The sequence below is a fragment of the Planktothrix sp. PLAVEN19ND genome, from assembly GCF_057220675.1.
On the sequence record NZ_CM170132.1, the window covers coordinates 5,151,229 to 5,174,941 of the forward strand.

The window sequence follows — 23,713 nt, forward strand, 5'->3', positions numbered from 1 at the left end:
GTTAAAATCCAGATAAATTGCAGATGAAAGCGGTTGTATTCTGGAGACTTGGCTCTTAGATGGGTCTGAAAATCGGCTAGAAAATTTAAAGATATATACCTTAAGTCTAGGCTATGACTAATACATCCCAAAGACGCGCCTTGGTTGTTCAAAGTAATACTCCCTTTGGCAACAAATTAATTCAATCTGGCTATATTAATCCTGAGCAACTTCAGCAGGCCCTAAAAACTGCCCGCCCCGGTCAGCCCCTAACGGAAATTTTGGAATCAATCACGGGTCAGCCTCTGCCCCCGGAGTTAGCCCGTCAGTACAAAAAACAACAGTTATTTGAACTGAGAATTGTTCATGGGGTCGAAGCCTATGATCCTGAAATTGAACCGATGACGACGGAAGAACTCGAAGTCATGCTGAAATTTCTGGAGACGGGTTTAGAAACCTGTAAACGCCATCGCTTTATTCCCCTACGCAAAGTCGAAAATGATCCCTCCTCGGTCTTGATTGCGATGGTTGACCCCGATAACCTAACGGCGTTGGAGGAGTTAAGAAACCAAATTCTGCGACCCAAAGCCCTGAAGTTACAACGGCGGGTGATTACCCATGAAGATTATGACCAAATCATTTCTGCCTACAGTGATGAGGATGTTAAACGCAAAGCCGTCGAAGCTGCCATTCGTGATAAAGAAAAATTAGATTTTACCGCCGGGGATTTTGATACCACAGACCTTGAGGATGTGGGGGATGAAGGCGGTGGCATGGATTTGGCCGATGAAATCGAACAATCGGAAACGGCCCCGGTGATTAAAGCGGTGAACATCATTCTCGCTAAAGCTCTCTCGGAAGGAGTATCCGATATTCACGTGGAGCCCCAAGAACATGAGATGCGGATTCGGATGCGTCGAGATGGGGTTTTAGAGGAATATTATAAGTTTCCGAAAAAGGTGATTCCCGCCATTACCTCCCGGTTTAAGATTCTAGCGGAAATGGATATCGCCGAACGCCGTCAAGCCCAAGATGGTCGGATTCGTCGGAAGTTTCGAGGACGGACGATCGATTTTCGGGTGAATAGTCTCCCCAGTCGCTACGGGGAAAAAATTGTTTTGCGGATTTTGGATAGTTCCTCCACTCAATTAGGCTTAGATAAATTAATTACCGATCAAGAAACCTTAGCCTTAGTTCGGGAAACCGCTTCTCGACCCTTTGGGTTAATTTTAGTCACCGGGCCAACGGGTTCAGGAAAATCCACCTCCTTGTATTCGGTTTTAGCCGAACGCAACGATCCTGGGATTAATATTAGTACGGCCGAAGACCCGATTGAATATGCCTTACCCGGAATTACCCAATGTCAGGTAATTCGAGAGAAAAATTTAACTTTTGCTAATATTTTACGGGCGTTTTTACGACAAGATCCCGATGTATTGCTCGTGGGGGAAACCCGGGATTTAGAAACAGCTAAAACTTCTATTGAAGCCGCCTTAACTGGACACTTAGTGTTAACGACTTTACACACAAACGACGCCGCCGGGGCGATCGCCCGTTTGGATGAAATGGGGGTAGAACCCTTCATGGTGTCGGCTGCCTTATTAGGGATTCTCGCCCAACGTCTGATGCGTCGGGTTTGTGGCGAGTGTCGGGTTCCCTATACCCCCACGGTTGAAGAACTAGGTCGCTATGGACTATCGGCTTCCCAAGAAGTTGATATTACCTTTTATAAAGCCAATACCATTGCTCCTGAACAACGCAAGCATCTGACGGATGGGGGTCAGTTGTGCAAAAAATGTAATGGACTGGGTTACAAAGGTCGGGTAGGGGTCTACGAATTCTTAAAGGTGACTGAAAGACTGCAAACCCTAATTACCAAAGGTGCCCCCACGGAACAAATTAAGGAAGCGGCCGTGGAAGAAGGCATGAAAACCATCTTAGCCTACAGTTTGCAGCTAGTCCGTGAAGGCTATACCACCTTTGAAGAAGTGGAACGGGTCACATTTACCGATTCGGGTTTAGAAGCTGAACTCAAAGCCAAACGGAAACAGGGCTTAACCTGTAAGAGTTGTGAAGCGGAATTGAAACCGGAATGGTTAGATTGTCCCTATTGCATGACCCCACGCTTTACCAGCTAAACATGGGGGAAAAATTGCTATTTTCCACAGGTTTCCCAGGGGTTTTGGTGCTTAGTAAAACACTACTATTGGGAATACTAGGAGAAATTCTTAATTTTCAGAGGTCTTGGGTTAACACTCCCAACTGATCAAATCGTTACAACTTAATTTAGAGGAGAACAATAATGGGATTAATGATTGAAGACGCTTTAGAGTCTTTAGTCGAGCAGGGGGGGTCTGATATTCATATTCAAGCAGGCGCGCCCATCTTTTTCCGAATTAGTGGGAAACTCACCCCTCAGCCTCAATTTGGGGAAACTCTATCGGCGGAGGAAGTGCAATCTCTGATCTATCAAATGCTGAATAATATGCAGCGTAAGCAGTTAGAGCAGGAATGGGAATTGGACTGTGCCTATGGGGTACGGGGACTGGCGCGGTTCCGGGTGAATGTCTATCGGGAACGGGGGTGCTGGGCGGCTTGTTTACGGGCCTTAGCCTCTAAGATTCCTAATGCGGATAAATTAGGGGTTCCCCAAGTGATTCGGGATATGACCGAACGTCCGAGGGGCATGGTGTTGGTCACTGGTCAAACGGGTTCGGGTAAAACCACAACCATGGCGGCTTTGTTAGACTTAGTGAATCGGACTCGCTCCGAACATATTCTGACGGTGGAAGATCCGATTGAATATGTGTTCCCTAATATTAAAAGTTTATTCCACCAACGGCAGAAGGGAGAAGACACTAAGAGTTTTGCGAATGCTTTAAAAGCGGCATTGCGGGAAGACCCCGATATTATTCTGGTGGGGGAAATGCGGGACTTAGAAACCATTGGTCTGGCGATTTCGGCGGCTGAAACCGGTCACTTAGTCTTTGGAACCCTGCACACGAACTCGGCAGCGGCGACGGTAGACCGGATGTTAGACGTATTCCCACCTATCCAACAACCTCAAGTTCGCTCCCAGTTATCGGGTTCACTGGTGGGGGTTTGTAGTCAAAACTTGGTTCCCGCCATTGGGGGAGGTCGTCGGGCTTGCATCGAAATTATGATGAATACTCCGGCTATGGCTAACCTGATTCGGGAGGGAAAAACCGCTCAAATTTATTCCCAAATTCAAATGGGGGCAAAGTTAGGAATGCAAACGATGGAAATGGCCTTGGCGAGACTCTATACCGAGGGTCAAGTGACTTGGGAAGCGGCGATGAGTAAATCGTCTAAACCCGATGAATTGGAACGTTTAATTGGCCCGGCTCCCTCGGCGACTAAGGGACAAAAAGCTAGAGCATAATCAGTCATCAGTCATCAGTTAACAGTTATCAGTGTAAGAGTTATCAGTCATCAGTTGACAGTAAAGAGTTCATTGTTAATATTTGTGGGCTAAAAATAGTTAACAGTTAACTGTCAACTTCTTAACTGATAACTGTTGACTGTTAACTGATGACTGATTAGGGGCAGGTTCATCGAGATGCACGGTAATTAACAAAGATCGAAAAGAACCCGCCCGTACCAGTGATCAGTAAAAGGTTAATTAATACTGAATAGGTAAAAATATATGGCAGGTAGTGTAGTTCGGAGTCAAGTCAGAAATCGGGGTTTCGACTTTAAACGAATTGAAGAAAGTATTAGTATTGCCCTGGCAAGTATTACAGTTAAAGACTTGGCAATTTTTGCTCGTCAGTTTGCGTCTATGTTTAATGCTGGGATTGCGATGGCGAGATGTTTGAGTGTATTAAGTGAACAATGTAGTAATGCCAAGTTAAAAAACGCCTTAACTTCGATTCGGGCTGATGTGGAAGAAGGGACGGAACTTTCTGTGGCGATGAGGAAATTTCCCGATATTTTTGATCAGCTTTTTATTAGTATGGTGTCGGCGGGAGAAACTGGGGGGGTATTAGATGAAGTTTTAGAACGGCTGGCGGTGATGATGGAAAAAAACCACAAAACCAGCGCTGAAATTAAGTCAGCGATGTCCTATCCCAAAACCGTGTTTTTTATTGCTATTACTATCTTTTTTGGGATGACAACATTTTTGCTTCCCACTTTTGCTAAGGTGTTTCAGGATATTGGGGCAACACTGCCAATGTTTACCCAGATTATGCTCAATATTAGTTCCTTTTGTAGAACTTGGCCACCGATTCCGCAGGGAATTATCATCGGAGTAATTTTTGGGCTATTGACGGCCTATAAAATTTCCTATAAAACCCCCGCCGGAAGAATGTTTTTTGATAAGCTATTTCTGAAGTTACCGATTTTTGGAAACCTGATTAAAATTTCTGCTGTAGCAAGGTTTTGTACCATTTTTGGGAGCTTAACTCGGTCTGGGGTGCCGATTATGAATTCCCTGGAAATTGTGGAAGAAGTGGCGGGAAATGCCCTGATTGCCCAAACGATTCACCATGCTAGAGAGTCTATTCAACAGGGGGGTTTAATTAGTTTAGCTTTACAGGAGGGAAATGTATTTCCGGCTTTGGCGATTCAAATGATTGCCATTGGGGAAGAATCGGGGGAACTGGATAAAATGTTGATGAAGGTGGGGGCGTTCTATGAAACGGAAGTGGAAGAAGCCGTAAAAGGACTCACCAGTATGTTAGAACCTCTGATGATTGTGATGGTGGCCGGAATTGTCGGTTCAATTTTGTTATCTATGTATTTGCCCATGTTTTCAGTATTTGAAAAAATGGGTTGAACACTGTTCAAGGGAAGACTAAACGATATGTATTCCCTTGAATCTAATAATTTGAAATTAATTTTTTATCCAGGTTATGTCTATTCAAAAATCTCATTATGAAGCGTTGCTGGCAGAATATAGTAATTCGGAAGCTGTAATTACTTTACTCAAGCAACATCGTCCTTATTTTGAAATGGTTCCGAGTATTCGCCGCTCCGATGATAGTGTGATTACGATTCCCTTACCCATCGTGCGTTTGCGTCATGGCGTTTCCTATTCGGGAGTGCCGGGAATTAGTATTAAACCTGGCGATGCCCTGGGTTTGCCCTGCGATATTGGGATTCTGATGTGTGACCCAGAATGGAAAGTTAAAATTGGGCCGGAAATTTTTGTTTTTATTCATCGTCCTCAAGAAGAATTATCGGATTTATTAAGACGCTGGCGATTAACTCAAGTCCTATTAGATCAAGATTATGAATGGATTATGCCTCACCATTATAAACATATTGATTCCCAAGAGGCGGAGGATCTTTATCCTTTATTTGTTTTATTTCCCGAGACATCGGAATCGATTAAACGCGGATTAATTGGAGCCAATTTACCATTTGTTATCCACTCCTTAGAGGAGATCATTGACAATTATGAATACCCGGATTTTGATGCAATCCCATTAGAAGAATATCAAGAATTTGGTGGGGAATAAGGATCAGCTTTGATACTTCATATAATCAATCCGGTTCCCGTTTATAACGTCGGGGGTTGCGTTCTCCATGGTGACTTTGTTTCCTGTACCAGCGATACCATTCCCCAGAAATCCGAATGGAAAGCCATAGTAATAATAATGCAATTAATCCCCCCTGTTTAGGGGCGTCGAAGGCAAAAATTACCAAGAAAATACAAAGAATATCCTGTCCTAAAATCACCCATAGGGGCAAACCCCGTAGACGATAAAATAATCCTGTTTGCACTAATTGTAAAACCAGAGCCAGTAAACCCGCAACAATGGCAATAATCCAATATAAGCCCGGTTGAACGTTAGTTGCTCCGGCGATCGCTAAACCCAAAATAGCACCCACAAAGGGGCTAAATAGTAATTGTATTATTTGTAAAATCCGCTGTCCCAGTAGTTTTTTTGATGCAAAAATTTCAAATAATGACCAACTGACGAGAACCCCGACAACAACCTGTGGAGAAAATTTAGACAGAAACGGTACACTCGACCATAAATCATTTCGCAATAAACCAATAACCAGTAAGGGTAAAGCAATCCTTAATCCCGCCGCCGCCGAAGCCGATAGCACCGCTAGAAGTTCAATCATAAATCAAAGTGAGGAACGGAGTATTTGATACCGAAAATTAAATAGGGGGTCTGAGCCTGGTTTAAAGGGTGATCTTATATTCTATATATTAATTATGATTTTGTTACAAATGGTGATTTTATTTTCTCTATTCAATAAATGAAGTTTCTCTGTCAAGGTTTCTATGTTTATAAACTGGGTTAATTCTATTATGACATATCTATTCTAACTGGGAACTTTTCAAGTCATTAAATGTCTATAAAGTTCGGAGCAAACAGCACTAAAATGATCCCAAAATTCCTAATTGGTTTAATCGTTAGTATCATCTCTTTAAATCCCAGTTTATCCCTTGCCTTAGTAACCCCTGATCGAATTGATCAAAAAGTAGAATGTGATCTATTAGTGGTTGGGGGCGGACTGGCGGGAAGTGCGGCGGTTTATGAAGGGTTACTGGCAGGAAAAACCGTTTGTTTAACCGAAATTACCGACTGGGTTGGGGGACAAATTTCTGCCCAGGGAACCTCCGCCCTCGATGAAAGACCGACCCAAAGATCTCTTTTATTTTATCCGAGAGGGTATTTAGAATTACGGGCAGAAATTGAAAAAAAATATGGAATTCTGAACCCGGGTGCTTGTTGGGTGAGTGAGGCTTGTTTTATGCCAGAAGCTGGGCATGAAATTTTATTAAAAATGTTAAAAAAATCCGAAAAGAAAGGGAAAGGAAAATTACACTGGTTTCCCGCTACTGTCATTAAAGATATGGCAATTACCGATCATCAAATTATAGAAGCGATCGCAATTCAACATATTTCTGCCCCTGGACAACCGCCCTTAAATACAAAACCTTTATCTGCGATTATTGATGATGCTTATGAGTATGAAAATTCCCCACAATTACATAAAACAATTATTAAATTTATTCCTAAACGAAAAGCGAATCAAGGAGCCGATTGGTATATTATTGAAGCGACAGAAACCGGAGAAATTATTGGTTTAACTAATATTCCCCATCAACTCGGAATTGATCCCCGTTCTCCCCAAGAACCCACATCATCTAGTATTACAAAATATCCCTATTGTACTCAAGGATTTACCTATACCTTTGCTATGGAGGCGACTAAAAATCCCCAAATCCATGAAAAACCCTCATTTTATGATCAATATGCTCCCTATTATAGTTATGAATTACCCCGATTAGCCAATTTTAATTTAGTTTATACCTATCGGCGAATTCATAGTATGAATCCCAAAGAAAAACGGTCAGGAAATCCCAGGGAATGGCCGATTTATCCTGGGGATATTACTATGCAAAATTGGACGTGGGGAAACGATTATCGACCCGGAACCTCAGCAGATAACTTAATTTTAAGCCCCGCTCAATTAGAAGCAACAGATCAACTCGAACCAGGGGGATGGAAAGGCGGGTTAAGAACAGAAACCTTGCGAAAAGGAGAAGAAAATGCCCAAGGGTTTTTCTATTGGTTAGTAGCAGGAACTACCGACTCCCAACTGGGTGAAGGTATTAAACAAAAATATCCCAATTATCGCTATTTATCAGGGTTAAATTCTCCCATGGGAACCGTTCATGGGTTATCTAAATATCCCTATATCCGAGAAGGGAGACGAATCATTGGTCGTCCTTCCTATGGTCAAAAAGACGGATTTAGGGTATCAGAAATTGATATTTCTCGGAATAACTTTCGTCAAGATTGGTACACTAAAAATTTAACTCCAGAAACCTATAGACTGCTGTGGTTAGAGTTAGGGAGATTAAACAGTTTACCCGCTTTCTCCGGCGAAAAAACTATTGCAGAAATTAAAGCCCGTTCTCGGGCTACAATTTATCCTGATACCGTAGGAATTGGTCATTATGCGATTGATTTTCACCCCTGTTTAACCCTAAGTCCACCGGAAACTCCAGGGAATATGGAACGGGAAGGAGAACGTCAAGGACAGGGGGAAGCTTATCCCTTTCAAATTCCTTTAAGAGCCATGATTCCGCAAAAAATTGATAATCTATTAATAGCAGGAAAAAGTATTGCTGCCAGTCATGTTGCGGCGGCGGCTTATCGGGTTCATTCCTTTGAATGGTCGGTGGGGGCGGCGGCGGGAACCACCGCAGCATTTAGCTTAAAAACCGAAGTTTTTCCCTATGAATTAGTGGATGATTTACCCTATCGGGAACCAATATTAGAGGAGTTACAACGGTTATTAGAAAGCAATAATAATCCGATTTTATTCCCAGGAATGTCTATTTTTAATCAGTCTTGGGAAGATTGGCAATAATCACATAACTTCCGCAGGAGTTCTATTAATTTATCCTAGGCGACTTAGGATATAATAGTGAGTATCCTAGTAATTGTAAACAGAACAGATCACAATTATGAGACTAGATGAAGCGGTTGAATTTGCAGAAAATCCTGAACCTCGGTGTCCCTGTGTGTTGTTGTTGGATACTTCCGCATCCATGCAAGGAGTTCCCATTGACGCCTTAAACGATGGACTGATGGCGTTTAGAAATGATTTAATTCGGGATGAACTCGCTAAAAAACGGGTGGAAGTAGCAATTATTTCCTTTGATAATCAAGTTAAAATTTTACAGGATTTTGTTACTGCCGATCAGTTTGAACCGCCTTTATTAACCGCCCAAGGTCAAACTTTTATGGGAACTGCAATTAATCAATCTTTAGATTTAGTGGCGGCGAGAAAGTTAGAATATCGTAATAATGGTATTACCTATTATCGTCCCTGGGTATTTATGATTACCGATGGTGAACCTCAAGGAGAAAATGACCGGGTGACAGAAGAAGCAACTAGACGAATTCAAGAGGAAGAATTTAAAAAACAGGTGGCTTTTTTTGCTGTGGGAGTTGAAGGGGCAAATCTGGATAAATTAGCTCAAATTGTCCAGAGAACTCCGTTAAAATTACGAGGGTTAGACTTTAGAGAAATGTTTATTTGGTTATCTACAAGTATGCAAACCGTTTCCCATTCTAAAGTTGATGAACAAGTGGCTTTACCACCTCCAGGATGGGGAAGTGTTTAAGCAATTATTCATAAAAAATAGGAGTTTTCTGTCCGTCGTTAAATTATATAAAATTACAATGGATTTAATTGGTCATTGGCAAGTTGTCTCAGCATCAGTAACCGGAAAAAGTCATGAAAAACAAAATATGCCTTGTCAGGATGCTCAGGGTTATAAACGGTTATCTAATAATCAATTAATTTTTGCTGTAGCTGATGGAGCAGGTTCGGCAAAATTAGCGGATTTAGGAGCGAATATTGCTGTTAAAATAGCTTTAGAGACTCTGGAAAAACAGATTAATTCTGTTGATATAGATATTGTTTGGGAAGATTATCTAAAAGAGGCTTTAAATGCGGCTTTAATTGCTATCCAAACAGAATCTGTTACCCAAGAAACAGAAGTTAGAGAATTAGCAACTACTTTAATTATAGGTATAGCCACACCGGAATTAGTCGCTGTTGCTCAAGTGGGAGATGGGGCAATGGTTGTGGAGGATAAAACCGGAAATATTCTGGAATTAACCATACCAACTAGTGGAGAATATTTGAATGAAACGGTATTTTTAATTGCTCCGAATGCAGTTGAAACTGCACAAATCAACCTCTGGTTAGGACAACCGAAATATTTAGCTGCTTTTTCCGATGGTTTACAAATGTTAGCGTTAAAAATGCCAGAAGGAAAACCCCATCACCCGTTCTTTTCTCCTCTGTTTAAATTTGTAGAAACCATCACCGATGAAACCGATGCTCAAGAACAGTTAATCGGGTTTTTGCGATCGCCCCGGGTCACAGAAAGAACCGATGACGATCTAACCTTAATCTTAGCCAGTTTTAACCCTTAATCTAATTCATCTGGGTTAATTCCCATCTGTCGCAAACGTTCTGCTAAACGTTGACTACGTTCGGTTTCTTGTCTTAATAATACTTCCGTTTCTTCTGCCCGTTGACGTTCGGTTTCTGCCCGTTGACGTTCGGTTTCTGCTCGTTGATGTTCGGTTTCTGCTCGTTGACGTTCAGTTTCTGCCCGTTGAATTTCCTGTTCCAACTGTTGATTAATTTCCACATAAGACAAGAATTTTGCCCCATCAGGGCGATAGATTTTTAGTGGGTGTTCTGAAACTTCAAAACGAATCCCCAACCGAGGACTAACATAATTTTCAGAGATTTCAATTACATCTAACCCCCCATCCCCACGCTGCCAACCTTGGAATTGATAATTGTCAGGATTATAAATATAATATTCCTCCACGCCGTAGCGTTCATAAAACACTAATTTGCGTTCCATTTCCGACTTTGTATTCCCCGGAGAAAGAATTTCAAAAACCACTTGCGGGGCAATTCCTTCTTCCCTCCATTGCAAATAAGAACCCCGTTTTCCTTTCGGTCTTCCTAATACCACTAAAACATCCGGTGCATTGACAATATGAGGTTTTCCCTCCACCGGATACCAGAATAAATCCCCGGCTACAAATACATTAGGATCATGAGCAAATAACCATTCTAAATTCTGTTCAATTGCCACAATCCAATTAAATTGTTCTGTATTATTTGCCATGGGTTTTCCATCAGTTTCGGGATAGATAATTTCCGTTGGGTTAAGAGTTGCAGGTTGAGAAACCATAACTTTAATTAAAATAAAGGGAATGGGGATCACGGATTTAATAGGATGACGCAGATTAACACAGATTTTAATCTGTGAAATCCGTGAAATCCTCTTAAATCCGTGATCGGTAATGGGGAAGATATAAAATCCTTTTAATCTATTATACTATCTACTTCATAACCTATGATCCAGTATAAATTCAGTCCCGTTGTCAGGAGTTGCAGCAGATGAAGCTTAAAGAGTTATTAGCAAAAGTTGGGATATCAATATCGTCCGAGTCTCACCCGGCTTTAGAACAAGAAGTTAAGGGGTTAAAAACGAACTCTATTGCTTGTCAACCGGGGGATTTGTTCTTAGGAATGCCCGGAACCCGGGTCGATGGCGGGGAATTTTGGCCTAGTGCGATCGCCTCCGGTGCGGTAGCAGCTATTATTTCCCAAACCGCCGTCGAAAAAACCCAAGACCGCATTACCGCCGAACATCCCTGTATCATTCCCAGCGATAATCTGACCCAAACCTGCGCCCAAATTGCCACGGCTTTTTATGACCATCCGGCGGAAAAATTGCGCCTGGTAGGGGTCACAGGAACCAATGGCAAAACCACAACCACCCATTTGATTGAATTTATCCTCAGCCATAGTAACCATCCCACAGCCTTACTGGGAACTCTGTACGCCCGTTGGCCAGGATTCCAAGAAACGGCCACCCATACCACCCCCTTCTCCGTAGAATTACAGGGACAACTGGCCCAGGCGGTGGCCGCCGGATGTGAGTTTGGGGCGATGGAGGTGAGTTCCCATGCGTTAGACCAGGGACGGGTTCTTGGTTGTCCGTTTCAAGTGGCCGTGTTTACCAATTTAACCCAAGATCATTTGGACTATCACGCCACAATGGAGGATTATTTTGCGGCGAAATCCCTATTATTTAGTCCCGACTATCTCAAGGGTCGAGCTATTATTAATGCCGATGACCCCTATGGCCAAAGGTTAATAGCCCAATTGGGGGATAGGGCGTGGAGTTATAGCACCAGTGACCCAAGGGCTGATCTCTGGGCGGATCAACTGTCCTACCAACCCACGGGGGTTAAGGGTGTTCTCCATACTCCCCAAACAGAGGCGGAATTTTATTTACCTTTGGTCGGTCAATATAATTTATCTAACCTGTTAGCTGCTGTTGGGGCGGGGCTAAGTTTGGGCTTAGATTTAACTACCATTGTCGAAAAAACGACTCAGTTTGAGGGAGTTCCAGGACGGATGGAACGGGTACAAATTAGTCCTGATCAGGATATTAGCGTAATTGTGGATTATGCTCACACCCCCGATAGTTTGGAGAATTTACTCAAGGCGTCCCGTCCGTTTATTCCGGGTCGGATGATTTGTGTCTTTGGTTGTGGGGGCGATCGCGATCGGACTAAACGCCCGAAAATGGGGAAAATTGGGGCAGAATTAGCTGATATTGCCGTTGTGACTTCGGATAATCCTCGCACGGAAGACCCGGAACAGATTTTACAAGATGTTTTAGCCGGAATTCCTGACAGGATCAAACCGATTGTGATTGCAGATCGGGCTAAAGCAATTCATACTGCTATTCTGGAAGCTCAACCGGGAGATGGGGTATTAATTGCGGGAAAGGGTCACGAAGATTATCAAATTTTGGGGACTGAAAAAATCCATTTTGATGATCGAGAACAAGCCCGCAATGCTTTAGCTATTCGGATCAAATAACACAGTTAGAAAAAAAATGATTCTCTTTAACAGTGCAACTTATTCCCCCTTTTTTAAGGGGGTTTATGGGGGATCATCTGTAGCGTTAATAACTAGATTCATATTGGTTTTTGTGGTGTTTTTCCAGAGTTATGAAACACCCCTGAAGGGGTGACTACGAAGATTGTATATAGGCTTGTCTAAAGATATAAATTGAGAGAATAATTAAAAATATTCTAAACATTAGAGTCACGGTTTGATCGGATAATTTGGGTAAAAATCGGGTGCTAATTTGCGCTCCGAATAATCCTCCTAACCCTAAAATAATTCCTGGAATCCATAATACATTCCCTTGAGTTGCGTGTCCAACACAAGCAGAAATAGCTGTAATCATAATCACTCCTAAACTGGTTTGAATCGCAACTTTAATGGTTTCTCCTAATAACAATATTTGCAAAGGAACCATAATAATTCCTCCACCCACGCCAAATAATCCGGCTAAAATTCCGGCGGAACTTCCGGTTAAAATTCGAGAGAAAACCGGATTAAATGGCATATTATCCTCAGAATTTATAGTAGATTCAGAGGTTTGTTGTTCTTCCCGTTGTTTTTTCTTAGCTATTATTTGTTTACGAACTTCTACTAAATAAACATTTAATAATAATAAACAGCCAAATAAAAATAATAATAATCTTGAGGAAAATATTCCCGCCAAAAATACCCCAATTTGTGCCGTTAATACCGAAGGAAATCCTATACCAATTACTTTATTTAAACTCAGATATCCCATCCGCCAATTTTGAAAACTTCCAGAAATAGCCGTAATCACAATGGATAAACTACTGGTTGCGACCGCTTGAACAGGTGTATATCCTAAGGCTACTAATAAAGGAACTAAAACCGTCCCGCCCCCAATTCCTAAAAATCCCGCTAAAATCCCAGCAATCAATCCCCCACCAGCTAAAATAATTAATTGAAATGTAGTCATATTTATTGTAATTAATAGGGTTCCTATCGATTATAATGAAAATCTGGCTATAGAATTTACTTTAGGTGTAATCCTATTTCCTATTCCCTACCATGATCATTATTCAGAAAATTATACAATTTTTATATACGATTTTCACCCAACCCATTAGAATCGGCGAAATCACGATTTCGGTAAGTCTAATTATTACGGTAATTATATCACTATTAGTCGTAATTTTCTTGGCGCGATTGGTGACAAACTGGCTGCGGGATAAATTATTGATTAAATGGGGATTTGATGAAGGAAGTCGAGAAGCGATCGCCACAATTTTTTATTATTTTGTAATTGCATTAGGGTTTATTATTGTTCCTCAAGCCTGCGGTTTAGATATTCGATCTTTAACCTTCTTAGCCGGGGGTTTAGGGATTGGAATTGGTTTAGGATTTCAAGGATTATTCCAGAATTTTGTCAGTGGATTAATCCTACTAATTGAACGTCCGGTCAAAGTAGGAGATTATATTGAAATTGATGATTTAGAAGGCAATATTAAAAAAATATCAATTCGCGCTACAACCATTTTAACTAATGATGGAATCTCAATTATTGTCCCCAATCAAAGTTTAGTCAATGCCAATATTATTAACTGGAGTTATGGAAATATTAATAGTCGAATTCATATTAAAATCCCCGTCGCTTACGGAAGTGATCCGGTGTTAGTGACAGAAGTTTTATTAACCGTTGCTCGTCAAGAATCCAGAGTTTTATCCTATCCGGCTCCTCAAGTTTGGTTAAGAAATTTTGGAGATGATTGTATTAACTTTGAACTCTTAGTTTGGATTGATCAACCCAAAGCTAGACTTCCGATTCAAAGTGCCTTAAACTATATGATTGAAAATGCTTTTAAAAAAAACAATATTACTATTCCTCTACCCCAAAGAGATTTATGGATTAAAAATCCCGAAGACCTAAGAATGATTTTTAACCCCGATCAAACTGTTGTTAATTCTCCGGTTGAAACCCCATCTTTTCCGATTCAAACTATTGAAAATTCTCAAGGTTTAGAACTGGAATCTATTAATCATATATCCCTGCGAGATTTATTAAGAAAAGTTGTTTATTTTGAACAGTTAACCGAACTGGAAATATTAGGATTAATTGAACAAGGGTATCGAGAAACTATTGTTCCTGGAGCGTTTATTTTCCATGAAGGAGATCCGGGGGATGCGTTCCATATTATTCTTTCAGGTTCTGTAGAAATTATATCAGAAAAACTCGATAAACAGATTAGAAATTTACAAGCTGGGGACTTCTTTGGAGAACTAGCTTTAATTATGGGAATCCCCCGCACAGCGGCGGTTAGAACCCTAGAAACAACCATTTTATTTGTGGTTGATCGCAATGTATTTCACTATTTTTTATCTAAATATCCGCAAGTCGCGGATCAAATTGCAGAAAAATTAGTTGAACGCAAACAGGAATTAGTTGAACGTCAACAACTATTAAGAGAAATGGGAGTATTGGGGGAAGAAGAAGATTTAGAGATTAATCCTCTGGTCTGGATAAGAGAACGAATGAAAGCATTATTTGGAATTTAAAAGTAACAATAATATTAATCAATTTTTAGATAATTTCCTGCGTCTACAGCGTAAATATTTCGCGGTTATTGTTTTTTGCGAAGGAGTGATCGCTTTCTTTTTCGGCTGCTTCATAGCACCAGGGGAAACACCGGAAAAGTAAGCCGTGAATGAGTTTCAGGATTTTGGAGTGTGTAATGCGTAGCACTGTAGAAGATCCTTTGATGGACTCGTGTGGGAAGATAGATATAACTTATATAAGAAAAAGCTTGACAAAATTAATGTTACTGACTTAGATTAGAAGATAGTTTAAATCAGGCTTATCTTTTAACTAAAACGCCTTCAAGTAAGGCTTTTTGGAACTAAATCCCTGGTTTTTTGCTTATTCTCATCTTTCAGGTGTATCTATGGCTTCCCGAAAAGGCTTTTTTGGTTCTCGTGCTCCGCAGCATCAGCAGTCTTTTATCCTTGAACCGATTCTGACACCTAGTGGTTTTATCGATGGTGGGGACGATACACCTGATCCGGTTAATGTAGACCTGGTAACACCCCTAGATGATGAATTCGAGATCTCAGTAGACGAAGGGGATGTTACAGATGGCGGTGAAGATTTAGCGATACACCCGCAGGAAATCCCAGATATCTTAGCGGATGACGACTTAGAAGAAATAGCTTTTGTTACTCATTTAGACTCAGACCCAGATATTACTGATGGGAGTCAGGACTTAGTTGGGGAAGATTTAGATACCCTTGATACACCCTCTCCAGAAGATCCTCAAAACTCGGAAAATGTAGCTGAAACCGATCCAAAACTATTAGAAACTCAAGACTTTAATCCCGTTGCTGAAGTTACTGAAGAAACCAATATTCCTGAAAATCCAGATATTGAAACATCCTTAAACTTAACCGATACAGTTGCTGAAGAAACAACGGCTGATTCAGTTTCCCAAGTTGATCAAACTAATAACAGTATTTCAGAATTAGATCCAGATCAAGTTGCTGCAAATTCTTTAGAGGAATCTAAGGATTTTGAAGAATTATCTCCCGATATTAACACAGAAACCCAGGATGTCAATACTTTAGAGGAAACCGAACAATCTGAAGAATTATCAATCCTAAATGAAGCTGAATTACAATCTCAAACTGAGGTTAATGATCAACAAATTGAACCCGAATCTGAGTTAGAATCCGATCATCTAACTACTTCAGAAGTCGAGGGAGAACCCGCAACAGAAATAATACCAACTGAACAAATAGATGCAGTGAGTGAAGTTGATGTAGTAGATGCGATCGCTACCTCAACACCTAACTTTAAATTTGATTCTGGCGTGTTTACCGTTGACGAAACCGGAAAAGTTGGAATTGATTATCTATTTGATGGGGGGAAATATAAAGGACAATTAGCCATCTTTAGTTTAGAGGGGATGGAACAATTTGAACCTGGTTCATCGGACTTTATTCAAGAAGCCGCGAGTCGAGCTTTAAGTAACTCAGAATTGGGTTATATTGTGATTTCTGATGCTACTGAAGGAGCTAAATTCAGTGGAAAATTATCGAACGAAGTTGATTGGAACCAAGGAGAATATCAGGGTGTAAAAACTTTCAATATGCAAGCTGGAGATCAGTTTGCGATTATGTTAGTTCCCAATGGAAAAGTAGCCCAAGTTTTTAACAATCCTGATGTACAAGGTGCGCTGCGTCCTCTATTTTCCCTCGCAACAGCTAATCCTGAAGATGGATTTAATGTCGGACAAATTGCTGATGTGACTGGCGATGGAAATACCTTCGTGATGGAGGATTTACGAGTAGATGCGAATACGGATAAAGACTACAATGATATTATTTTTCAAGTCAGAGGAGCAACAGGAAAAGCGGTTCATTTAGATGAAGTTATCAACCCGGCAAAAGACTGGCGAACTTCCGATTTAGGTGAAGGGTTAATTGCTTATGCTAAACCTTATATTACCCCAGAAGATCCGCTTCCAGAAATTGAAGATGATCTCGCTTCGTTACTCGATGAACTCGATGGTTTACTCGCAGATGATTTCGATTTTGAACCAGAAACAGAACCCGAAGTTGTTGTTGCTGAAACCAACCCTGAACTAGAAACAGAACCTGAAGTTATTGTTGCTGAAACGACTCCTGAACTAGAAACAGAACCTGAAGTTATTGTTGCGGAAACGATTCCTGAATCTGAAGCAGAACCCGAAGTTATTGTTGCTGAAACGATTCCTGAATCTGAAGCAGAACCCGAAGTTATTGTTGCTGAAACCACTCCTGAACTAGAAACAGAACCCGAAGTTGTTGTTGCGGAAACGATTCCTGAATTAGAAACAGAATCAGAAGTTATTGTTGCTGAAACTACTCCTGAATCAGAAACAGAATCAGAAGTTATTGTTGCTGAAACTACTCCTGAATCAGAAACAGAATCAGAAGTTATTGTTGCTGAAACTACTCCTGAATCAGAAACAGAATCAGAAGTTATTGTTGCTGAAACTACTCCTGAATCAGAAACAGAATCAGAAGTTATTGTTGCTGAAACTACTCCTGAATTAGAAACAGAACCCGAAGTTATTGTTGCTGAAAATAACCCAGAATCAGAAACAGAACCTGAAGTTATTGTTGCTGAAAATAACTCTGGACTAGAAACAGAACCCGAAGTTATTGTTGCTGAAACTAACCCAGAATCAGAAACAGAACCCGAAGTTATTGTTGCTGAAACTAACCCAGAATCAGAAACAGAACCCGAAGTTATTGTTGCTGAAACTAACCCAGAATCAGAAACAGAACCCGAAGTTATTGTTGCTGAAACTAACCCAGAATCAGAAACAGAACCCGAAGTTATTGTTGCTGAAACTAACCCAGAATCAGAAACAGAACCTGAAGTTATTGTTGCTGAAAATAATCCAGAATCAGAAACAGAACCTGAAGTTATTGTTGCTGAAAATAATCCAGAATCAGAAACAGAACCTGAAGCTATTGTTGCTGAAAATAATCCAGAATCAGAAACAGAACCTGAAGTTATTGTTGCTGAAAATAACCCAGAATCAGAAACAGAACCTGAAGTTATTGTTGCTGAAACTACTTCTGAACCTGAACCTGAAATAGAAGTTATTGTTGCTGAAAATAATCCAGAATCAGAAACAGAACCCGAAGCTATTGTTGCTGAAACCAACCCAGAATCTGAAACAGAACCCGGAGTTGTTGTTGCTGAAACTAACCCAGAATCAGAAACAGAACCGGAAGTTATTGTTGCTGAAGACAATCAAGATTTAATTGAAGAAACAGAACCGATTGTTATAGGAAGTGAACAAAATGATACATTAACCAAAGTAGAAACCCCTGAATATCCGACGGAAACCATTAATAATCCTGAAGAAATATCTAGCGACAATAATCCGATTGTACCGCTTAATATTACTCAGAATAATATCCAAACAACAGAAATAAAAATTACGCCGATTATTCCACAAGAACCGAATAATCCATTGGTAGATCGACTCGAAAATCTCACCCAACAATTACGCCATCAAACCCTATCGGAGCAACCCGTTAATCAAACCCTGATTACCCGCTTAGAACAATTAACCACTCAACTGCAAAACAAACCCTCTACCAGCCTCAATTCTACCGCCTTACAATTAATCGAAAAACTAGAGGCAAAATTAGGAACTCAACCCCCAATTCCTACCCCCGTCGAACCCCCTGTACAATTTGAATTTGCTACAGAAAAGCAACCTTTAGTTGGAGTCATTGATACTGGATTTAGTGGAAATAATCCTGATATTGACTATACTCGAATTACCTGGGGAAGCGATAAAGTTGATGGCGATGCTGACCCCACTTTAGCGGCGGGAGAAGGCAACGAACATGGAACTCATGTATTAGGAATTATTGCCGCCCAACAAAATAACGGCATTGGTATTGATGGGATTAATGATAACGCTCCAATTTGGGCTGGACGGGCAATTGGTTCAGGAAAATGGGCAGAATCTTTAGTGGAATTTGTGGATGCGGCTAAAGCATCAGGACAACCGAATGCTGTGGTTAATTTAAGTTTAGATTTAACCCAAATTAATCCCGATGGAAGTGTCACCACTCGTTATGAATTAACCCCACAAGAACGAGCGGCGATTGAATATGCTCGGCAGAATGGGGTATTAATTGTAGCGGCGTCGGGTAATGATGGGGATGTCATGTCTGTTTTGGGTCAAGCTTCCCAGGAATTTGACAATATTATTACCGTTGGGGCGGCGCAACGAATCAATGATCAAATTGCCCTTTCTAAAGCTTATGATCGCGCGGACTATTCCAGTTACGGCCGCGGATTAGATATCATGGCCGATGGGGGGACAGTGGAAAATCCAGTGTTGTCCACGACTGGTGATGGAGTTGGTACGATGGCCGGGACTTCGGTGGCGACGGCGAAAGTCACGGGTGCTGTTTCGCAAGTTTGGGCGGCAAATCCTGAGTTAAGTTATCGTCAGGTGATTGAGATTATTAAGAATACGGCAACGGATTTAGGTGTAACGGGTTTCGATCAGGAAACCGGAGCCGGGTTACTGAATATTGCGGCGGCGGTACAGTTGGCGAAGGTAACAACAGGAAAAGAGTATGACGTATTGGCGACCCTAATTCCTGATACTTGGAGTGGAGAAGGGAAAGTAATCGCTACAGAAAGGGCTGTTGCAACTGCGTTCCTAGGGAAATACTATGAGTGGGATTCCTACACTATTCAATCAGGAGATACCCTCAGTGCGATCGCTTTACGAACAATGGGTAGTGGTTCAGCAACGTACTACAACTTTATTGCTCAGAACAACGGAATTGCTAACGCCAACTTCATTTATCCAGGTCAGAGAATACAGATTCCTCGACAGGTATCAGCACCCGCACCCCAACCTCAACCACAACCCCAGCCACAACCACAACCCCAGCCACAACCCCAGCCACAACCCCAGCCACAACCTCAGCCTATCCCTCAAATTCCTATTAATTCCAATTCACCTAACTATCGAAGTGGGCCAGTAAACCCGTTTGCGTACAACTGGATTGGCCAATGTACCTGGTATGCCTACGGTCGGATGCTAGAGACTGGATTGTTACCAGCAGCTATTAAGAATAATGCTTTATTCCGGGGCAATGCTGGGGCGTGGAAAAACGATGCTTTGAAGGTAGGTTTGCCCGTTACTTCCACACCAACTCAGGGGGCGCGGGGTTTAGTAGTTTGGCCACCGAATACTAAAGGGGCTGGATCTGTCGGTCACGTTGCCTTTTTGGAAGAAGTTTATCCAGATGGGCGGGTTCGGATTACTGAAGCAAACTGGCCTACTGGCAGTTGGATTAAGGAACGCATCTTAACTCCGGCTCAATATGCTGGTGTGTCGTTTGTTCAACTAGAAAATGCTCGCACTAATTCATATTCTGCGCCTCCAGGGACACCAGGGCAAAGTCGCCAGTACATTATTAAGCCTGGTGATACCCTATCAGCTATTGCTCAACGGGAATTAGGTAATGCTAATCGTTGGCGAGAGATTATGAAAACTCCCACCGGTGGAACCTTTACTGATGCCGAAGCGCGGCAATTGCAAGTCGGTCAATCCGTTTATCTGCCTGTCAGTTATCAGACTGGGACGGCGACTTCGGTGACACTAGCGTCAAGTCAAACAGGTCAAGTTAGTTCTCCAATAGGATATGTCAATGTCCGTCCATCAGCATCTACGGCTCAAGCTGCTATTACGACACTGAATAACGGAACTACTGTACAAGTGCTGAGGAAGGTGACTGGTAGTTCTTATGATAACGGTCGTACCGACTGGTATGAAGTCATCGTTAATGGCAAAACAGCCTACATTGCTGGTGCTTATTTATCAGTAGGCAATGCGACACCGACACCAACACCAACACCGACACCAACACCGACTCAGACAGGTAAAGTTAGTTCTCCAATAGGATATGTCAATGTCCGTCCATCAGCATCTACGGCTCAAGCTGCTATTACGACACTGAATAACGGAACTACTGTACAAGTGCTGAGGAAGGTGACTGGTAGTTCTTATGATAACGGTCGTACCGACTGGTATGAAGTCATCGTTAATGGCAAAACAGCCTACATTGCTGGTGCTTATTTATCAGTAGGCAATGCGACACCGACACCAACACCAACACCGACACCAACACCGACTCAGACAGGTAAAGTTAGTTCTCCAATAGGATATGTCAATGTCCGTCCATCAGCATCTACGGCTCAAGCTGCTATTACGACACTGAATAACGGAACTACTGTACAAGTGCTGAGGAAGGTGACTGGTAGTTCTTATGATAACGGTCGTACTGACTGGTATGAAGTCATCGTTAATGGCAAAACAGCCTACATTGCTGGTGCTTATTTATCAGTAGGCAATGCGACACCGACACCAACACCAACACCGACACCAACACCGACTCAGACAGGTAAAGTTAGTTCTCCAATAGGATATGTCAATGTCCGTCCATCAGCATCTACGGCTCAAGCTGCTATTACGACACTGAATAACGGAACTACTGTACAAGTGCTGAGGAAGGTGACTGGTAGTTCTTATGATAACGGTCGTACTGACTGGTATGAAGTCATCGTTAATGGCAAAACAGCCTACATTGCTGGTGCTTATTTATCAGTAGGCAATGCGACACCGACACCAACACCAACACCGACACCAACACCGACTCAGACAGGTAAAGTTAGTTCTCCAATAGGATATGTCAATGTCCGTCCATCAGCATCTACAGCCCAAGCTGCTATTACGACACTGAATAACGGAACTACTGTACAAGTGCTGAGGAAGGTGACTGGTAGTTCTTATGATAACGGTCGTACCGACTGGTATGAAGTCATCGTTAATGGCAAAACAGCCTACATTGCTGGTGCTTACTTGTCAGTAGGCAATGCGACACCAACTCCAACACCGACTCCAACTCAGAAAGGGAAGTTAGCTGATCTTGCTAAGTTTGCTGAGCAGGAAGCGGTTAAAAAGCTTGCATGGATTAACTCTAATAACGAAGCTGAAAAATATCTCCAGCCTTTGCGCCAACCAATGCAAAAACTAGGGCAGATTGGTACTGCTCCAGTGTTCTACGACTGGTGCGCTGCATTTGTAACTTATTGTTGCCGACAAGCTGGATTTCAAATTCCAGATCAGCCCGAAGGTTTTTGGGCAACGATGGCTTTAGTCGAGTCGTGGAAATATTGGGCTAAGAAGCAGGGTTACTGGTATGAAAAAGGAAGTATTACACCCCAGCCTGGAGACATACTGATTTTTGACTGGCCTCATGTTCCCGGAGACACAAATCACATTGGTATTGTGAGGAAATATACGCCTGGAAGTGATGTCATTGAGACTTCTGAAGGTAACGTAGGCAACGATCCCAACCCTAGAACAGACAATAAAACACAAAAAATGTCAAATGTAGCTGGATTTATCCGAATCGCCTGATCGTTTGCATGGCAAATTTTATGTCAAAAGCATTCGTCCCTTTGGAATAAATCAAAAAAGCTATCGCCCCCAAACAAAAGAAACCGGGTTTTTCAGATAACCTTTCCCTCTTAACCGATATCTTCTGCAAAAACCCGGTTTCTAAGCCGCCCTAAGCGAGCGTTGGGTTGGGGATGGGAAGGGCGATCGCTCTACATTCACCTCAACATATTGCTCAAATTAGTTGTTTTTCCTGATCATTTCTTCTAACAATCTCGGAGGGTTTTTATCATGGAATACTTGCTTATTGTCAATCGTTTCATCCCTAAATCTGCCACAAGATTAACAGTAGGTTTAGCCAGCACTGCGATGCGACGCATTTTATATATTTATTTTTCTCAAATCAGAAGTAAAATGAGACAAAGCTATCTAAGCCTCCCAATCTAACTAACCATGCAAACTTTAACATTTGACAGCATTTTAGACGCGATCGAAACCTTGTCTATAGACGAACAAACCGCTCTGCTTGTCATTATGCACCGAAGACTTAGTGATCGCCGTCGCACCGAAATTGCCGCTAACATTGCACAAGGAAAACAGGACTATCAATCTGGAAACATCTTTAGAGGTACAGTTGATGAAGCGATCGCGGAGCTAAACCGTTGAAAACTATCACTTTTACTTCATATTTTAAACGTGCCTACAAAGCCCTCATCCGTAAACACCCAGAGCTACAACCCAAAGTTGAAGATATCTTGAGACTTTTGGCAGAAAACTCTTTCGATCCATCACTGCTTTTTATTGATATCTTTTTCTCAAATCAGAGCGATCATACTCCACTCTTATCCCCCCCTTTTTAAGGGGGGTTAGGGGGGATCAAACCCAACAACTCCCCACAAACCCCCTCAAAACTCTGCAACACCTCAACATTCGTAAACCTAACAACTTTCAATCCATACCCCTCTAAAATCACAGTTCTTTCTGCATCATATTGTTTACCCTGTTCCGTAAAATGACTATCCCCATCTATCTCAATGACCAATTTCAAAGCAGCACAATAAAAATCAACGATAAAATTATCAATGGGTCTTTGTCTCAACACCCGAAACGGAAAATGTCTCAAAAAATCTTGCCAAAGTTTACGTTCTGCTGGGGTGGCATTTTGTCGCAGTTGTTGAGCAATGGGTGTCAGTTTAGAATTATAAGGAAGATGGAAGTTGGAGTTATTGAATCTGGGCATGATCCCCCTAGCCCCCTTAAAAAAGGGGGGGATAAGATGTTAGGAGGAATTATAGGTTAAGTTGAGGAGGGAATAAGATGTTGATGGA

The 23,713-nt window shown here is 41.7% G+C and carries 15 protein-coding genes; 11 read left to right on the forward strand and 4 right to left on the reverse strand.

Translation table 11 applies throughout. The features are described 5' to 3' along the window. Positions 1-113 precede the first annotated feature (113 nt). From AC2D3N_RS22125 to AC2D3N_RS22140, 4 genes are all read left to right on the forward strand, one after another. Positions 114-2,117, forward strand: coding sequence for a GspE/PulE family protein (locus AC2D3N_RS22125; protein WP_484692162.1), 2,004 nt, complete (start codon positions 114-116; stop codon positions 2,115-2,117). Positions 2,118-2,281: 164 nt separating this feature from the next. Continuing rightward, entirely contained in the window at positions 2,282-3,382 is a 1,101-nt protein-coding gene (locus AC2D3N_RS22130) for a type IV pilus twitching motility protein PilT (RefSeq protein ID WP_079680400.1), read from the forward strand. 264 nt (positions 3,383-3,646) lie between these two features. Then, positions 3,647-4,780 (forward strand): type II secretion system F family protein, encoded by a 1,134-nt coding sequence (locus tag AC2D3N_RS22135; protein ID WP_079680401.1) that lies wholly within the window; start codon positions 3,647-3,649, stop codon positions 4,778-4,780. Between the two features lie 76 nt (positions 4,781-4,856). Beyond that, complete coding sequence (locus AC2D3N_RS22140; RefSeq protein ID WP_079680402.1) at positions 4,857-5,465, forward strand: hypothetical protein; 609 nt, start codon at positions 4,857-4,859, stop codon at positions 5,463-5,465. A gap of 25 nt (positions 5,466-5,490) precedes the next feature. On the opposite strand, the gene AC2D3N_RS22145 is transcribed toward AC2D3N_RS22140, so the two are convergent. Beyond that, on the reverse strand, positions 5,491-6,081 hold the full coding sequence (locus AC2D3N_RS22145) for a DUF4126 domain-containing protein (protein ID WP_079680403.1): 591 nt from the start codon (positions 6,079-6,081) through the stop codon (positions 5,491-5,493). A gap of 231 nt (positions 6,082-6,312) precedes the next feature. Between AC2D3N_RS22145 and AC2D3N_RS22150 the strand changes: the two genes are divergently transcribed. The 3 genes from AC2D3N_RS22150 (at position 6,313) to AC2D3N_RS22160 (ending at position 9,926) form a co-directional block, all read left to right on the forward strand. Then, positions 6,313-8,346: an FAD-dependent oxidoreductase gene (locus tag AC2D3N_RS22150; RefSeq protein WP_484692163.1), complete on the forward strand. Its 2,034-nt coding sequence runs from the start codon at positions 6,313-6,315 to the stop codon at positions 8,344-8,346. Positions 8,347-8,443: 97 nt separating this feature from the next. Continuing rightward, positions 8,444-9,106, forward strand: coding sequence for a vWA domain-containing protein (locus tag AC2D3N_RS22155; RefSeq protein WP_079680405.1), 663 nt, complete (start codon positions 8,444-8,446; stop codon positions 9,104-9,106). A gap of 58 nt (positions 9,107-9,164) precedes the next feature. Then, positions 9,165-9,926, forward strand: a complete 762-nt coding sequence (locus AC2D3N_RS22160) for a PP2C family serine/threonine-protein phosphatase (RefSeq protein ID WP_079680406.1) — start codon at positions 9,165-9,167, stop codon at positions 9,924-9,926. On the opposite strand, the gene AC2D3N_RS22165 is transcribed toward AC2D3N_RS22160, so the two are convergent. Continuing rightward, the gene (locus tag AC2D3N_RS22165; protein ID WP_484692164.1) at positions 9,923-10,705 is read right to left on the reverse strand and encodes a Uma2 family endonuclease; all 783 of its coding nucleotides are present in this window, start codon (positions 10,703-10,705) and stop codon (positions 9,923-9,925) included. The genes AC2D3N_RS22160 and AC2D3N_RS22165 overlap by 4 nt on opposite strands. Before the next feature lie 209 nt (positions 10,706-10,914). Here AC2D3N_RS22165 and AC2D3N_RS22170 point away from each other — a divergent pair, with 209 nt between their 5' ends. Continuing rightward, entirely contained in the window at positions 10,915-12,411 is a 1,497-nt protein-coding gene (locus tag AC2D3N_RS22170) for a UDP-N-acetylmuramoyl-L-alanyl-D-glutamate--2,6-diaminopimelate ligase (RefSeq protein WP_484692165.1), read from the forward strand. A 154-nt stretch (positions 12,412-12,565) separates the two neighbouring features. On the opposite strand, the gene AC2D3N_RS22175 is transcribed toward AC2D3N_RS22170, so the two are convergent. Beyond that, the gene (locus AC2D3N_RS22175; protein WP_484692166.1) at positions 12,566-13,378 is read right to left on the reverse strand and encodes a sulfite exporter TauE/SafE family protein; all 813 of its coding nucleotides are present in this window, start codon (positions 13,376-13,378) and stop codon (positions 12,566-12,568) included. A 92-nt stretch (positions 13,379-13,470) separates the two neighbouring features. Here AC2D3N_RS22175 and AC2D3N_RS22180 point away from each other — a divergent pair, with 92 nt between their 5' ends. The 3 genes from AC2D3N_RS22180 to AC2D3N_RS22190 all read left to right on the forward strand — a co-directional run bounded on the left by AC2D3N_RS22180 (position 13,471) and on the right by AC2D3N_RS22190 (position 23,051). Beyond that, the gene (locus AC2D3N_RS22180; protein ID WP_484692167.1) at positions 13,471-14,955 is read left to right on the forward strand and encodes a mechanosensitive ion channel domain-containing protein; all 1,485 of its coding nucleotides are present in this window, start codon (positions 13,471-13,473) and stop codon (positions 14,953-14,955) included. 386 nt (positions 14,956-15,341) lie between these two features. Beyond that, a complete protein-coding gene (locus tag AC2D3N_RS22185) occupies positions 15,342-22,406 on the forward strand; it encodes an SH3 domain-containing protein (RefSeq protein WP_484692168.1) in 7,065 nt (2,354 codons plus the stop codon). Between the two features lie 432 nt (positions 22,407-22,838). Then, on the forward strand, positions 22,839-23,051 hold the full coding sequence (locus tag AC2D3N_RS22190; RefSeq protein ID WP_079680410.1) for a hypothetical protein: 213 nt from the start codon (positions 22,839-22,841) through the stop codon (positions 23,049-23,051). Between the two features lie 190 nt (positions 23,052-23,241). Here AC2D3N_RS22190 and AC2D3N_RS22195 read toward each other — a convergent pair whose 3' ends face one another. Next, complete coding sequence (locus AC2D3N_RS22195) at positions 23,242-23,625, reverse strand: endonuclease domain-containing protein (RefSeq protein WP_484692169.1); 384 nt, start codon at positions 23,623-23,625, stop codon at positions 23,242-23,244. Positions 23,626-23,713: the final 88 nt, after the last annotated feature.

Coding starts and splice junctions, on each gene's coding strand:
- AC2D3N_RS22125 (WP_484692162.1), top strand. CDS start 114: ATGACTAATACATCCCAAAGACGCGCCTTGGTTGTTCAAAGTAATACT.
- AC2D3N_RS22130 (WP_079680400.1), top strand. CDS start 2,282: ATGGGATTAATGATTGAAGACGCTTTAGAGTCTTTAGTCGAGCAGGGG.
- AC2D3N_RS22135 (WP_079680401.1), top strand. CDS start 3,647: ATGGCAGGTAGTGTAGTTCGGAGTCAAGTCAGAAATCGGGGTTTCGAC.
- AC2D3N_RS22140 (WP_079680402.1), top strand. CDS start 4,857: ATGTCTATTCAAAAATCTCATTATGAAGCGTTGCTGGCAGAATATAGT.
- AC2D3N_RS22145 (WP_079680403.1), bottom strand. CDS start 6,081: ATGATTGAACTTCTAGCGGTGCTATCGGCTTCGGCGGCGGCGGGATTA.
- AC2D3N_RS22150 (WP_484692163.1), top strand. CDS start 6,313: ATGTCTATAAAGTTCGGAGCAAACAGCACTAAAATGATCCCAAAATTC.
- AC2D3N_RS22155 (WP_079680405.1), top strand. CDS start 8,444: ATGAGACTAGATGAAGCGGTTGAATTTGCAGAAAATCCTGAACCTCGG.
- AC2D3N_RS22160 (WP_079680406.1), top strand. CDS start 9,165: ATGGATTTAATTGGTCATTGGCAAGTTGTCTCAGCATCAGTAACCGGA.
- AC2D3N_RS22165 (WP_484692164.1), bottom strand. CDS start 10,705: ATGGTTTCTCAACCTGCAACTCTTAACCCAACGGAAATTATCTATCCC.
- AC2D3N_RS22170 (WP_484692165.1), top strand. CDS start 10,915: ATGAAGCTTAAAGAGTTATTAGCAAAAGTTGGGATATCAATATCGTCC.
- AC2D3N_RS22175 (WP_484692166.1), bottom strand. CDS start 13,378: ATGACTACATTTCAATTAATTATTTTAGCTGGTGGGGGATTGATTGCT.
- AC2D3N_RS22180 (WP_484692167.1), top strand. CDS start 13,471: ATGATCATTATTCAGAAAATTATACAATTTTTATATACGATTTTCACC.
- AC2D3N_RS22185 (WP_484692168.1), top strand. CDS start 15,342: ATGGCTTCCCGAAAAGGCTTTTTTGGTTCTCGTGCTCCGCAGCATCAG.
- AC2D3N_RS22190 (WP_079680410.1), top strand. CDS start 22,839: ATGCAAACTTTAACATTTGACAGCATTTTAGACGCGATCGAAACCTTG.
- AC2D3N_RS22195 (WP_484692169.1), bottom strand. CDS start 23,625: ATGCCCAGATTCAATAACTCCAACTTCCATCTTCCTTATAATTCTAAA.